Consider the following 13,250-nt stretch of genomic DNA (forward strand, 5'->3'; position numbering starts at 1 on the left):
AGCCACTGTGCCATAATTTTGGGCTTCCTTCCGGATGTGCCCGGGTGGTGAAATTGGTAGACGCAGGGGACTCAAAATCCCCCACCGAAAGGTGTGCCGGTTCGATTCCGGCCCCGGGCACCACCTCATTTCTTCTGCAACCAAAGCGACAACCAGCCGCCTTGGTTCGCATCTTTCCAGCGGCGTCAGGCCTTCAGCGCCGCCACCGCCCGGATCTCCACCAGCAACGATGCCCGCGCCAATGCGGCCACGCCGAGGATGGTCCAGGCCGGGTAGTCCTCCTTGATGTAGCGGTCTTTCACCTCGCGGAAATCGGCCAGCTGGCTGTCGATGTTCACGTGGTAGCTGACGATCTCGACGAGATCGCCGAACCCCAGCCCCTCGCTTTCGAGCACCGCGCCCAGGCGCCTGAAGGCCCAATCGGCCTGCTCCGCGGCCGTCTCCGGCACGCTGCCGTCCGGCCGAAGGCCGACCTGGCCTGCCACGAACAGCAGGCCGCCGGCCTTGACGCCTGCGGAATATTTGAAGGTGTCGAAGACGGCCGTCGATCCGAATTCGGGATGGCCATCGGGGACGCGGGTGATGCTCTTCTTGCGCATTCGTCGCTCTTTCTCTCTTTTTCTCTCTTCTCGTCAAACCAGGCCGGTATGCACCGTCGGGTGCGCCAGGCGCACGCGCAGTTCGCGCTTGAGCCGCGTGTTGTCGAGCCGTCGCGATTCGCCCATGAAGCTCAGCAACTGCAAGGGCAACTGGCGCTCGGCCTCGTCGCGGGCCACGCGCGGTGGGCGTTGCATGCCGTAAAGGTCGGCGGCCAGGTCCATGTAGTCGCCCATCCGCAGCTCGGTGTCGTCCGAAGCGTGCACGACGCGCTGCGGCTTGCCGCGGAACAGCGCGGCCTCGCAGGCGCGCGCCAGGTCGTCGGCGTGAATGTGGCTGGTGTAGACGTCGTCCTCGTGCCGCAGCACGGGCGTGCCGCGCTGCAGGCGCCCGCGCGGCGTGCCGTTTTCGCGGTCGGGCGCGTAGATGCCCGGAATGCGCAGGATGCTCGCGCGCACGCCGGCGCTGCGGCCCAGCCAGCGCACGGCGCGCTCGGCGTCGACGCGCCGGTGGGAACGCGGCGTGTCGGGCTGCACGCCGCGCGCCTCGCTCACGCGCGCGCCGCCGCAGTCGCCATAGACGCCGCTGGTCGAGCCGTACACCAGGGCCGACGGCACGGAGCGCAGCCGCAGCGCCCGCACCAGCGCGGTGGTGCGCTGGTCGCGCCACCAGGCGGCACCACCGTCCCGTGCGGGCGGCGCCAGGTGCAGCACACGCGTGGCAATGCCGGCCAGCCGCCGCAGCGTCGCCACATCGTCCAGATTGCCCACCAGCGGGCGGATTCCGGCCGCGCGCAAAGCGGCCACACGGTCGGCCGAAGAAGTGAGCGCCACCAGCTGCACGCGGCCCCGCAAGTCGCGCGCCACGCGCTGGCCGACGTCGCCGCAACCGACGATCAGGAGGCGTTCGCGCCGGAACCGCGCCGGCAGCGCGCCGGAGGGGCTATTGATTGAAGGCAAAATCCTGCTTCCTTTCTCTTTCAGACCCAGGCTGAAAACAAGCCGAAGAATACCGATGACTGCTCCAGTGCCGCACGATGCGGGCTTTTCCATCACCGTCGAGCCCAGTGGGCGCAATTTCGTGGTGCATGGCGACGAAACCATCCTCGCAGCCGGTATCCGGCAGGGCATCGGCCTCCCGTATGGCTGCAAGGACGGCGCCTGCGGCTCGTGCAAGTGCAAGAAGCTGTCGGGCGAAGTCACGCTGGGCCCTCACCAAAGCAAGGCGCTGAGCGCCGAGGAACAGCTGGCCGGCTTCGTGCTGACCTGCTGCGCCCACGCGAAGAGCGATGTCGTCCTCGAGTCGCGCCAGGTGACCGAGGCCGGCGCGCTGCCGATCCGCAAGATGCCGGTTCGGGTGCTGGCCCTGGCCCGCCAGTCGCACGACGTGGTCTTGCTGCGCCTGCAGTTGCCGGCAGGCGAGCCGCTGCAGTTTCATGCGGGCCAGTACGTGGAGTTCATCTTGCGCGACGGCACGCGCCGCAGCTATTCGATGGCCAATGCGCCGCACACGCTGAGCCAGCAGGGCACGGGCATCGAACTGCATCTGCGGCACCTGCCTGGCGGCAAGTTCACCGACCATGTCTTCGGCACGATGAAGGAAAAGGAAATCCTGCGCATCGAAGGCCCCTTCGGCAGCTTCTTCCTGCGCGAGGACTCCGACAAGCCGATGATTTTGCTGGCCTCGGGCACGGGCTTTGCGCCAATCAAGGCACTGCTGGAGCACATGAAGTTCAAGGGCATCGACCGGCCCGCCGCGCTGTACTGGGGCGGCCGCCGGCCCGAAGACCTGTACATGGACGAATGGGTGCGCGGCCAGCTGGCCGAAATGCCGAACCTGCGCTACGTGCCGGTCGTTTCGAACGCCACGCCCGAAGACAACTGGACCGGCCGCACCGGCTTCGTCCACCAGGCGGTGCTGGAAGACTTCTCGGACCTCTCGGGCCACCAGGTCTATGCCTGCGGCGCGCCCATCGTGGTCGACTCGGCCAAGCGCGACTACGTGGCGCTGGCCGGCCTGCCCGACGAAGAATTCTTTGCCGATGCGTTCACCACGGAAGCCGACAAGGCACTGCCCTGACAGCCACCCCCCAGACTTCCCGGATTCTCCAGATTTCCCAGGTTCCCCGAGAGACAGAAAAATGAAAACGAGACGCTTCCTTCTCACCCTGCTAGCCGGCGCCACCGCCCTGATGGGCGCAGGCCAGGCCGCAGCACAGCAGCAACGCCCGATCCGGCTCGTGGTGCCCTACGCAGCGGGCGGCCCGATCGACAACACCGCGCGCATCCTGGCCGAGCGCGTCAAGGACACGCTGGGCACGGTCATCATCGACAACAAGCCCGGCGCGGGCGGCAACATCGGCGCCGACGTCGTCGCCAAAGCCCCGGCGGACGGACTGACCATCGGCATTGCGGCCACGGCCACCAACGCGGTCAACCCGTGGCTGTACAACAAGATCCCGTTCAACGCCGCCACCGACTTCGCACCGATCACGCAAATGGTCCGCGTGCCCAACGTGCTGGTGATGAACGCCGACACGGCCAAGCGCCTGAACATCAACACAGTGGCCGACCTGGTCCGCTACGCCAAGGCCAACCCCGCCAAGCTCAACTACGGCAGCGGCGGCAATGGCAGCGCCGGGCACCTGGCGGGCGAGCTGTTCAAGAAGGAAGCGGGCATCTTCGCCGTGCACATTCCGTACAACGGCGGCAGCCCGGCGCAGTTGGCGCTGATCTCGGGGCAGGTCGATTTCAACTTCGACAACCTGGCCACCGCGGCACCGAACATCCGCTCGGGCAAGCTGAAGGCCATTGCGGTCACGACGCTGCAGCGCAGCAGCTCGCTGCCCGATGTGCCCCCGGTGGCGGACACGCTCAAGGGCTTCTCGATCGACACCTGGTGGGGCCTTGTGGCACCGGCGGGCACGCCGCACGACGTGGTCGCGAAGCTCAACCAGGCCTTCGTCGCCGCGCTGAACGCGCCGGAAACGAAGACCCGCTTTGCCTCGCTGCTTGCCGAGCCGGTGGGCAACTCGCCCGAGCAGTTCGGCGCCTTCATGAAGAGCGAACTGGCCAAGTACGAGAAGGTGGTCAAGGCCACCGGCGCAAAGGTTGACTGACCCCCAGTCTTCGCGCACTTCGTGTCGCTTCGCCAACCCCCTTGCAGGGGGCAATACCAGCGGCCCGGCAAAGCCGGTTCCGCGGTATTTCTGGAAGGGCCCGACGGGCTCTATTCGCCCAGGTAAGCGGCACGCACGCGCGGGTCGCGCAGCAGTTCCTTCGCATCGCCGTTCATGGTGATGAGGCCCGACTCCATCACGTAGCCACGGTCGGCCAGTTGCAGCGCGCGGTTGGCGTTCTGCTCCACCAGCAGGATGGTCACGCCCTGCGAGGCCACGGTCTGCACCACCTCGAAGATCTTGTCGCACATGATGGGCGACAGGCCCATGGTGGGCTCGTCGAGCAGCAGCACCTTGGGGCGCGCCATCAGTGCGCGGCCCATGGCCAGCATCTGTTGTTCGCCGCCCGACATGGTGCCGGCCAGCTGGTCCTTGCGCTCGCGCAGGCGCGGGAAGGTGACGAACACGCGTTCCATGTCGCTGGCGATGGCGGCCTTGTCCTTGCGGATGTAGGCGCCGATCTGCAGGTTCTCGGTGATGGTCATGCGCGTGAACACGCCACGGCCTTCCGGCACCATCACCAGGCCTTCTTCGACCAGGTCCCAGGCGCCGCGGCCCTTGATGCTGCGGCCGAGGAATTCGATGTGCCCGGCGCCCGAAGGCAACGTGCCGGTGATGGCCTTCATGGTGGTGGTCTTGCCGGCGCCGTTGGAGCCGATCAGCGACACCAGCTCGCCTTCGCGGACCTCGAAGTCCACGCCCTTGACGGCCTGGATGCCGCCATAGCCCACCTTCAGGCCGCTGACTTTCAGCAGCGTCTTGCCGGTGACCTTGGCCTGCGCGGCCGTGGCCCGGGTTTCTGCTTCGCTCGTCATCGTCGTCGTCATCTCAATGTCCTCCGGTGCCGAGGTAAGCCTCGATCACCTTCTCGTTCTTCTGCACGTCGACCGGGGTGCCTTCGGCAATCTGCTTGCCGTAGTCCAGCACGGTGACGCGGTCGCACAGGCCCATGATGAGCTTGACGTCGTGTTCGATGATCAGGATGGTGCGGTCGTCCTTGCGGATGCGGTCGATCAGCTCGCGCAACAGGACCTTCTCGGTCGAGTTCATGCCGGCGGCCGGCTCGTCGAGCGCAATGAGCTGCGGGTCGGTGGCCAGTGCGCGCGCAATTTCAAGGCGGCGCTGGTCGCCGTACGAGAGCGTGCGCGCCTTGTAGTCGGCGAACTTGCCGATGCCCACGTAGTCGAGCAGTTCCTGCGCGCGCTCGGCAATGGCCTTTTCTTCGGCCTTGAAGCTGCCGGTGCGCAGCATGGCGCCGAACACACCCGATTTCGTGCGGATGTGGCGCCCGACCATCACGTTCTCGAGCGCCGTCATTTCGGCGAACAGGCGGATGTTCTGGAAGGTGCGCGCAATGCCGGCCTTGGCCACTTCGTGCACGGCCGTCGGCTGGTAGGGCTTGCCGGCCAGCTCGAAGGTGCCGCTGTCGGGCGTGTACAGCCCGGTGATCACGTTGAAGAAGGTGGTCTTGCCAGCGCCGTTGGGGCCGATCAGGCCGTAGACCTGGCCGCGCTTGATGGTGATGCCCACGTCCGAGAGGGCCTGCAGGCCGCCGAAGCGCTTGGAGATGCCGCGAACGTCGAGGATGGTGTCTGTGGTTGTCGTCATGTCGGTTTCTCCTTCGCTCACGGATTGATGGACATGGGACGCGAAGCCGCACCCGGCAATTCGTCGGCGGGCGAGTCGATGCCCGGTGCATGCGTTTGCAGCGAGCCCGGGGCCACGGCCGCATGGGCCGGGTCGACGGGCACGCCGCCCTTCTTGACCAGCGTCTTGCCATGCTCCGGCGAAGGCCAGAGGCCACGCGGACGCACCAGCATGATGATGATCATGGCCAGTGCAATGAAGAGCTGGCGCAGGATCGACGCATCGAGGCGGCCGTCGGTCAGCGATTGCAGCGGACCGGCCACGTAGCGCAGCACCTCGGGCAGCGCAGCCAGCAGCACGGCACCGAGGATGACGCCGGGCAGGTGCCCGATGCCGCCCAGCACCACCATGGCGACGATCATCACCGACTCCATCAGGCTGAAGGACTCGGGCGACACGAAGCCCTGGAAGGCCGCGAACATCGCGCCCGACACGCCGCCGAAGCTGGCGCCCATGCCGAAGGCCAGCAGCTTCATGTTGCGGGTGTTGATGCCCATGGCCTTGGCGGCGATTTCGTCTTCGCGGATGGCCATCCAGGCGCGGCCGATGCGCGAGACCTGCAGGCGGTGCGAAATGATCACGGTGGCGATCACCAGCGCCAGGAACAGGTAGTAGTACAGCGACACCGACGAGATGGTGAAGCCGTCGAACTTCCAGGCCTTGCCCAGGTCGAGCCCCCAGAACTTGATGGAGTCGATGGCCGTGATGCCCTTCGGACCGTTGGTGATGTTCACCGGCTGGTCGAGGTTGTTCAGGAACACGCGGATGATTTCGCCGAAGCCGAGCGTGACGATGGCGAGGTAGTCGCCGCGCAGCTTGAGCGTGGGCGCGCCGAGCATCACGCCGAGCACGCCGGCCACCACCAGCGCCAGCGGTATCACGATCAGAAGCGACGTGTGCAGGCCGTTCGGGAACATGGCCTTGAACCACGGGAAGGTCTCGGTCAGGTGCGACGAGCCCATCAGCGCGAAGAGGTAGGCCCCCACCGCGAAGAAGGCCACGTAGCCCAGGTCGAGCAGGCCGGCATAGCCGACCACGATATTCAAGCCCAGTGCCAGCAGCACGTAGAGCAATGCGATGTCGGCAATGCGCACCCAGGCGTTGCCCTGCATCTGCAGCAGCAGCGGCAGCGCGAGCACTGCAATGGCGCCAATGACGTAGAGAGCGAGGTTCTTGCTGTTCTTCATGATGCGTCGCTCCTCAGGCACGGTCCGCCACGCGTTCGCCCAACAGGCCCGATGGCCGCAGCGTGAGCATGACGATCAGCACGATGAACGCGAAGATGTCGCTGTAGTTGCTGCCCAGCACGCCACCCGTGAGGGTGCCGATGTAGCCGGAGCCGATGGCTTCGATGAGGCCGAGCAAAATGCCGCCGACCACCGCGCCGGCCAGGTTGCCGATGCCGCCGAACACGGCCGCGGTGAAGGCCTTCAGGCCAGGCAGGAAGCCCATCGCGTGCTGCGCGATGCCGTAGTTCGATGCGTACATCACGCCGGCGATGGCCGCGAGCACGGCGCCGATGATGAAGGTGGCCGAGATGACCATGTCGGGCCGGATGCCCATCAGCGCGGCGACGCGCGGGTTCTCGGCGGTGGCGCGCATTGCGCGGCCGAGCTTGGTGTAGTTGACCACCCACATCAGCACCACGAGCGAGAAGGCCGTGACGCTGAGGATCATGACTTGCGTGGGGGAGATGACTGCGCCGCCCAGGTGGATGGGGTCGGTCGGCAGCAGGTTGGGATAGGCCTTGTTGGTGGGCTTCCAGATGATCATTGCCAGCGTCTGCAGCAGGATCGACATGCCGATGGCGGTGATGAGCGGCGCCAGCTTGGGGCTGTTGCGCAGCGGCCGGTAGGCCACTTTCTCGATCACGAAGTTGAGGGTTGCCGCGACGATGCAGGCGATGACCAAGGCAATGAGAAGGATCAGCCAGCCGGGTGTGCCGGGCATGGAGTCCTGCATGAGTCCGATGATGGTCCAACTGGTGAGGGCCCCCACCATCAGCACTTCCCCGTGCGCAAAGTTGATCAGGTTGATGATGCCGTACACCATGGTGTAGCCCAAGGCTATCAAGGCATACATGCTGCCGAGAACCAGACCGTTGATGATCTGCTGCAGCAATATTTCCATAACGCGATTCCCTATGTGTTGCACCGATGTGGGCGCTATTCACCCACCGGAGGCACCGGTTTGGCGCCCGTGGCTTGACAAGCAAAAAACCAGCCAACATGTGTCGCCGGCGGATTTGTGGGCGGGATTGTAAGCACGCACCAGCGCTGATTTGGTGCGTGTTGACCGGGGTTTACCCGCTCACCTCATGCTGTATGAGCGTGAGGTCATGCGCTGCGTGGGCGCATGTTGCAAGACAGTATCAATCGTCTCGTTCAGCGTTTCGGCGGCGCAGTTCACGCAGTTTTTCGCCGATGCGAATCTCGAGTCCACGCTCGACGGGCTCGTAGAAAACCTGGCCTTCCAGGCCGTCGGGAAGGTAGCGCTCGCCGGCGGCGAAACCGCCCTCTTCGTCGTGCGCATAGCGGTATCCCTTGCCGTAGTCGAGCTCCTTCATGAGCTTGGTCGGCGCATTGCGCAAATGCATCGGCACCGGGCGGGTGCTGTCTTTCTTGATCAGGGCGCGCACCGCGTTGTAGGCCTTGTAGACGGCATTCGACTTGGGTGCGATCGCCAGGTAGACCACGCACTCGGCCAGCGCGAGTTCGCCTTCGGGCGTGCCCAGGCGCTCGTAGACCTCGGCCGCATCGAGCGCCAGGCGCAGCGCGCGCGGATCGGCCAGGCCGATGTCTTCGCTGGCCATGCGCACCAGCCGGCGCGCCATGTAGCGCGGGTCGGCGCCGCCGTCGAGCATGCGCACAAACCAGTAGAGCGCGGCATCGGGGTCGCTGCCGCGCACCGACTTGTGCAGCGCGCTGATGGTGTCGTAGAACTGCTCCCCGCCCTTGTCGTAGCGGCGCATGCGCTCACCGAGCACACGCAGCAGCCACTCGTCGTCGATGCGGTCGAGCTTTTCGGCGCGGGCAGCCACGGCCAGCGTCTCGAGCGTGTTGAGCAGGCGGCGGGCATCGCCGTCCGCGTAGGCCACCAGGCGGTCGACGGCCGTGCCGTCGATCGCGGGCACGGCCTGGATGGCCTGCGCGCGCACGACGATCTGCTTGAGGTCGTCTTCGCCGAGCGACTGCAGCACGTACACCGCGGCCCGCGACAGCAAGGCCGAGTTGACCTCGAAGGAAGGGTTCTCGGTGGTCGCGCCGATGAAGGTGAAAAGGCCCGACTCCACATGCGGCAGGAACGCGTCCTGCTGGCTCTTGTTGAAGCGGTGCACTTCATCGACGAAGACGATGGTGCGCTGCTGCTCCAGCCCGTCGCGCGCGGCCGTGGCACGGTCCACCGCCTCGCGGATGTCCTTCACGCCGCCGAGCACCGCGCTGATGCTCAGGAACTGCGCGTCGAAGGCATCGGCCATGAGCCGCGCGATGGTGGTCTTGCCGGTGCCCGGCGGCCCCCACAGGATGCAGGAATGCGGCTGGCCCGATTCGAATGCGATGCGCAGCGACATGCCCGGCCCCAGCAAGTGCTGCTGGCCGATCACTTCGCCCAGCGTCTTGGGACGCAGGCGCTCGGCAAGGGGTTGGTGCGCGGTTGCCAAACCTTCTGTGCTTGCTTGTCTGTTTATCGACTGTGCTTATTGCTTGACGACGTCGGCGCCGGCTGGCGCCTTGAAGTCGAACACGCTGGCAGGCAACGACGGGTTGACCTCGACCTTGCTGAACTTCAGCACCGAACGCTGGCCGAAGCTGTCGAGAATTTCGAGCGCCGCCAATGCGTCGCCCTGGAAGCCCACCTGCACGCTCTGCAGCTGGCCGTCCTTGTTCTTGGGCGTGGCCTTGACCCATTGCAGGCCATCGCGCTCCGCTGCGGCTTCCAGCGCGAAATCGGCCTGCAGGGCGCGCAGGTCGGGGGCCGCGGCAATCAGTGCGGCGGGCGTGGAACCCAGCGCCTGCGCCTGGGCGCGTTGTGTGACCTGGTTCAGGTCCGCGTCGTAGAGCCACAGCGTCTTGCCGTCGGCCACGATGGTCTGGGCAAAGGGCTTCTGGTAATCGAACTTGAATTTGCCGGGGCGCTGGAATTCGAAGGTACCGGTCGACGTCTTCACGCGGCCCGGTTGGCCCTCGCGCGCGGGCGCTGTCACGGTCTGGGTGAAATCGGCGCGGCCCGACTTGACCGTCTTCACGAAGGCCTCAAGGCTTTCGAGCCCGCCGGCCCAGGCGTTGGCGGAGCTGAGAAGGCCGATCAATAGCCAATGGCGAAATTTCAATTTGGATTCCTCGGAATATCTTTGTGCACGGGCTGTAGCACTGGGCTTCGACCCTAACTGCGGCCAATTGAATCAGGTGTAGGTCTTCATGAAGATTTGCAACGCATCTTGCGTGCTTTTGCAAATTGCCATTCAGAACGTAACCTGAATACCGGCCCCGCCGCGTGAATTACTCGGTGCGCGCGGGCACCAGAATTTCGCGCTGGCCGCTGCCGCTCATGGCACTGACCAGGCCGGCCTTTTCCATGTCTTCGACAAGGCGCGCGGCGCGGTTGTAGCCGATCTTCAGGTGGCGCTGCACCAGCGAGATGCTGGCCTTTCGGTTCTTGAGCACGACCTCGACCGCCTGGTCGTACATCGGGTCTTTCTCGGAATCGCCGCCGCCCAGCATGTCGCCGTCACCGTCGCCATCGACCGTGCCGCCTTCGAGCACGCCTTCGATGTAGTCGGGCTCGCCCTGGCTCTTCAGGTAGGCCACCACACGGTGCACTTCCTCGTCGCTCACGAACGCACCGTGCACGCGGATCGGCAGGCCACTGCCGCTGGCCATGTAGAGCATGTCGCCCATGCCCAGCAGCGCCTCGGCGCCCATCTGGTCGAGGATGGTGCGGCTGTCGATCTTGGAGCCCACCGAGAACGCGATGCGCGTGGGGATGTTGGCCTTGATGAGGCCGGTGATCACATCGACGCTGGGCCGCTGCGTGGCCAGGATCAGGTGGATGCCGGCGGCGCGCGCCTTCTGCGCAAGGCGGGCAATGAGCTCTTCGATCTTCTTGCCGACCACCATCATCAGGTCGGCCAGTTCGTCGATGATCACCACGATGTGCGGCTCGCGCTTGAGCGGCTCCGGATCGTCGGGCGTGAGGCTGAAGGGGTTGTAGATGAACTCCTCGCGCGCCTTGGCTTCGTCGATCTTGGTGTTGTAGCCCGCCAGGTTGCGCACGCCGAGCTTGCTCATGAGCTTGTAGCGGCGCTCCATTTCGGCCACGCACCAGTTCAGGCCGTGGGCCGCCTGGCGCATGTCGGTGACCACTGGCGCCAGCAGGTGCGGAATGCCCTCGTAGACCGACATTTCGAGCATCTTCGGGTCGATCATGAGCAGGCGAACGTCGCGTGCCTCGGCCTTGTAGAGCAGCGAAAGAATCATCGCGTTGATCCCCACCGACTTGCCCGAACCGGTGGTACCGGCCACCAGCACGTGCGGCATCTTCGCGAGGTCGGCCACCACGGGGTTGCCGATGATGTCCTTGCCGAGGCCCATGGTGAGCATCGACTTGCCTTCGTTGTAGATCTGCGAGCCCAGGATTTCGCTGAGCTTGATCGACTGGCGCTTGGCGTTCGGCAGTTCGAGCGCCATGTAGTTCTTGCCCGGAATGGTTTCGACCACGCGGATCGACACCAGCGAGAGCGAACGCGCCAGGTCCTTGGCCAGACCGAGAATCTGCGAGCCCTTGACGCCGGTGGCGGGCTCGATTTCGTAGCGGGTGATCACAGGGCCGGGTGAAGCCAGCACCACGCGCACCTCGACGCCGAAGTCCTTGAGCTTCTTCTCGATCATGCGCGAGGTCATCTCGAGCGTGTCGGGCGACACCGTTTCCTGGCGCACCAGCGCGGCATCGAGCAGGTCGACCTGCGGCAACTTGCTGTCGGGCAGTTCCTTGAAGAGCGGCTTCTGGCGCTCCTTGACGACGCGATCGCTCTTGGGCACTTCGGTCATCGCGGGTTCGATCTGCACCGGCGGCGAAGGCGCGCGGCGCTTGGGGCGCGGCTCGAGGCGGAGTTCGTCGTCGTCTTCGGTGAAAGAAGCGGATGCCCCGGAATCCATGGCCGGCTCGCGGCCCTTGCCGGCGTCGCCGCCGCGCGTGAACGCGGGTTCGTAGGCGGGCTCGTCGGCTTCGGCGCGCTCGCGGGCGGCCTGCTTGCCCATGGCGATGTCGGCCGCCATTTCGCGCTTTTCGCGGCGCGACTCGAACAACGAATAGGCCCGGGCACCGATGCGCTCGGCAATCAGGCTCCAGGAGAAACGAAAGACCAGCGCCGAGCCGATCACGCCACCGGCAATGGCCACCAGCGCCGAGCCGGTGAAGCCCATCCAGCGAACGCTTGCCGGCCCCACCAGATAGCCCAGCGCGCCGCCGCCAGAGCCCGGCAGGTGCGATTCGAGCCGGTACAGGCGCGACCATTCGAGCATGGCGCTGGCGCACAGCAGCAGGACAAGGCCGAACCAGAAGGCAAGGCGGCTGCGGTTGAAGCGGCCGCGCACGGGTTGCTCGGCCGGCGTCGGCTCGCCGCCGCGCAGCCAACTGGCCAGCGACGAAAGCCATGCGCGCAAGCCCGCGGCAAGGCACCACCAGACCGAGTAGCCCGCCAGGAAATAGCTGCCATCGGCCAGCCAGGCGCCGATGCGGCCACCCCAGTTCTTGATTTCGCCGCCAGTGCCCGAGGTCGACCATGCGGCGTCGGAAGGCGTGAAGCTCAGCATCGCGAGCAGCCAGAACAACAGCGCCGCAAACCCGGCAATCAGCGTGATTTCGTGGGCAAAGCGCATGGCGCGCATGCGCACGGGTTGCCCTTCGGCGGCAGAAGAAGATTGAAGCGTATTGAGCGAATAGGTCATGGAAAACACGGCACCCGACCCAGAAAATCGGAGGCCGGACGCACGAACACTACAACAAAAGGCCGTGGCCGCCCCTGGCGGACCCGGCCCTGGAGGCTCAAGCGAGAGACAGGAGCCGTTCCTTGACGATCATCGAGCCGTCGTCCTGGGTCTGCACGAAGCCGCGCTCTTCGAGGTCCTTCATGACGCGGCTCACCATTTCGCGCGAGGCGCCGACCATCTTGGCGAGATCCTGCCGCGAGATCTTGTCGCGCACCTTGAGGTTGCCGGCACCGTCCTCGACAGCAAATTCCAGCAGCGAGCGTGCCACGCGGCCGTAGACGTCCATCAGCGCCAGCGACTCGATCTTGCGGTCGGCGTGGCGCAGGCGCTGCACCAGGCCGCGCATGATGTTGTAGGCCATCGAGGAGTTCTCGGGCAGGCAGCGCGCAAAGGCATCGCGGCCCAGCATGAGCACGTCGCACTGGATTTCAGTGCGCACCGTGGCCGAATGCGGCTCGTCGTCGATCAGGCTCATCTCGCCCAGATAATCGCCGGGGTGCAGCGTGGCCAGGATCACTTCCCGGCCGCGGCTGTCAGCGCTGGTAACGCGCGCGCGCCCCGTCAGGATGATGTAGAGCGCGTCGGACTTCTTGCCCTGCTCCACGACAACTTCGGCACGCTTGAAGCGCTTCTTGATGATCGCATCCGCGATGCTTGCGGACTGCGTAGCCGTCAGCGACGCGAACAAAGGAACGCGCCGAAGCAATTCAAGGTTGGACAGCATCGACATTTATCAATCCCTGATACAGCGCGCGACGTGGTCCAAAAGACAAGCCAATGGATTACTACAATCGCGCGCATTGAAAACACCGTGCACCCGGTGTTGAACCGAGCGGTGA

The 13,250-nt window shown here is 65.5% G+C and carries 12 protein-coding genes and 1 tRNA gene; 3 read left to right on the forward strand and 10 right to left on the reverse strand.

The genetic code is table 11. The features are described 5' to 3' along the window. Positions 1–38: 38 nt before the first annotated feature. Positions 39–123: transfer RNA gene (locus DBV14_RS03900), tRNA-Leu, on the forward strand. Positions 124–185: 62 nt separating this feature from the next. Here the strand turns inward: DBV14_RS03900 and DBV14_RS03905 are convergent. Together DBV14_RS03905 and DBV14_RS03910 are read right to left on the reverse strand one after the other, a co-directional pair. Next, complete coding sequence (locus DBV14_RS03905) at positions 186–599, reverse strand: RidA family protein (RefSeq protein WP_124457894.1); 414 nt, start codon at positions 597–599, stop codon at positions 186–188. 33 nt (positions 600–632) lie between these two features. Further along, positions 633–1,556 (reverse strand): NAD-dependent epimerase/dehydratase family protein, encoded by a 924-nt coding sequence (locus DBV14_RS03910; RefSeq protein ID WP_124457895.1) that lies wholly within the window; start codon positions 1,554–1,556, stop codon positions 633–635. Positions 1,557–1,611: 55 nt separating this feature from the next. Here DBV14_RS03910 and DBV14_RS03915 point away from each other — a divergent pair, with 55 nt between their 5' ends. Both DBV14_RS03915 and DBV14_RS03920 read left to right on the forward strand, forming a co-directional pair. Next, positions 1,612–2,676 carry a CDP-6-deoxy-delta-3,4-glucoseen reductase gene (locus DBV14_RS03915; RefSeq protein WP_124457896.1) on the forward strand — a complete coding sequence of 355 codons (1,065 nt, stop codon included), beginning with the start codon at positions 1,612–1,614 and terminating at the stop codon, positions 2,674–2,676. 61 nt (positions 2,677–2,737) lie between these two features. After that, the gene (locus DBV14_RS03920) at positions 2,738–3,715 is read left to right on the forward strand and encodes a tripartite tricarboxylate transporter substrate binding protein (protein ID WP_124457897.1); all 978 of its coding nucleotides are present in this window, start codon (positions 2,738–2,740) and stop codon (positions 3,713–3,715) included. Positions 3,716–3,825: 110 nt separating this feature from the next. Here DBV14_RS03920 and DBV14_RS03930 read toward each other — a convergent pair whose 3' ends face one another. The 8 genes from DBV14_RS03930 to DBV14_RS03965 form a co-directional block, all read right to left on the reverse strand. Beyond that, positions 3,826–4,602 (reverse strand): ABC transporter ATP-binding protein, encoded by a 777-nt coding sequence (locus tag DBV14_RS03930; protein WP_260396804.1) that lies wholly within the window; start codon positions 4,600–4,602, stop codon positions 3,826–3,828. 1 nt (position 4,603) lies between these two features. Further along, complete coding sequence (locus DBV14_RS03935; protein ID WP_124457899.1) at positions 4,604–5,383, reverse strand: ABC transporter ATP-binding protein; 780 nt, start codon at positions 5,381–5,383, stop codon at positions 4,604–4,606. 17 nt (positions 5,384–5,400) lie between these two features. Next, on the reverse strand, positions 5,401–6,609 hold the full coding sequence (locus DBV14_RS03940) for a branched-chain amino acid ABC transporter permease (RefSeq protein WP_124457900.1): 1,209 nt from the start codon (positions 6,607–6,609) through the stop codon (positions 5,401–5,403). 13 nt (positions 6,610–6,622) lie between these two features. Continuing rightward, positions 6,623–7,552, reverse strand: a complete 930-nt coding sequence (locus tag DBV14_RS03945) for a branched-chain amino acid ABC transporter permease (protein WP_124457901.1) — start codon at positions 7,550–7,552, stop codon at positions 6,623–6,625. Between the two features lie 241 nt (positions 7,553–7,793). Then, positions 7,794–9,083, reverse strand: a complete 1,290-nt coding sequence (locus DBV14_RS03950; protein WP_124457902.1) for a replication-associated recombination protein A — start codon at positions 9,081–9,083, stop codon at positions 7,794–7,796. A gap of 36 nt (positions 9,084–9,119) precedes the next feature. Beyond that, positions 9,120–9,752, reverse strand: coding sequence for an outer membrane lipoprotein chaperone LolA (gene lolA / locus DBV14_RS03955; RefSeq protein ID WP_124457903.1), 633 nt, complete (start codon positions 9,750–9,752; stop codon positions 9,120–9,122). Positions 9,753–9,921: 169 nt separating this feature from the next. After that, the gene (locus tag DBV14_RS03960) at positions 9,922–12,369 is read right to left on the reverse strand and encodes a DNA translocase FtsK (protein WP_124457904.1); all 2,448 of its coding nucleotides are present in this window, start codon (positions 12,367–12,369) and stop codon (positions 9,922–9,924) included. A 97-nt stretch (positions 12,370–12,466) separates the two neighbouring features. Next, positions 12,467–13,141 carry a Crp/Fnr family transcriptional regulator gene (locus tag DBV14_RS03965; protein ID WP_093245859.1) on the reverse strand — a complete coding sequence of 225 codons (675 nt, stop codon included), beginning with the start codon at positions 13,139–13,141 and terminating at the stop codon, positions 12,467–12,469. Between the last annotated feature and the right edge of the window lie 109 nt (positions 13,142–13,250).

The sequence above is a fragment of the Variovorax sp. KBW07 genome (assembly GCF_003852515.1).
GTDB lineage: Bacteria > Pseudomonadota > Gammaproteobacteria > Burkholderiales > Burkholderiaceae_C > Variovorax.

What these genes read in the sequence shown, in the direction of transcription:
- DBV14_RS03935 (WP_124457899.1), bottom strand. Translation starts at nt 5,383, where the DNA reads ATGACGACAACCACAGACACCATCCTCGACGTTCGCGGCATCTCCAAG.
- DBV14_RS03915 (WP_124457896.1), top strand. Translation starts at nt 1,612, where the DNA reads ATGACTGCTCCAGTGCCGCACGATGCGGGCTTTTCCATCACCGTCGAG.
- DBV14_RS03945 (WP_124457901.1), bottom strand. Translation starts at nt 7,552, where the DNA reads ATGGAAATATTGCTGCAGCAGATCATCAACGGTCTGGTTCTCGGCAGC.
- DBV14_RS03930 (WP_260396804.1), bottom strand. Translation starts at nt 4,602, where the DNA reads ATGACGACGACGATGACGAGCGAAGCAGAAACCCGGGCCACGGCCGCG.
- DBV14_RS03960 (WP_124457904.1), bottom strand. Translation starts at nt 12,369, where the DNA reads ATGACCTATTCGCTCAATACGCTTCAATCTTCTTCTGCCGCCGAAGGG.
- DBV14_RS03920 (WP_124457897.1), top strand. Translation starts at nt 2,738, where the DNA reads ATGAAAACGAGACGCTTCCTTCTCACCCTGCTAGCCGGCGCCACCGCC.
- DBV14_RS03965 (WP_093245859.1), bottom strand. Translation starts at nt 13,141, where the DNA reads ATGTCGATGCTGTCCAACCTTGAATTGCTTCGGCGCGTTCCTTTGTTC.
- DBV14_RS03940 (WP_124457900.1), bottom strand. Translation starts at nt 6,609, where the DNA reads ATGAAGAACAGCAAGAACCTCGCTCTCTACGTCATTGGCGCCATTGCA.
- DBV14_RS03905 (WP_124457894.1), bottom strand. Translation starts at nt 599, where the DNA reads ATGCGCAAGAAGAGCATCACCCGCGTCCCCGATGGCCATCCCGAATTC.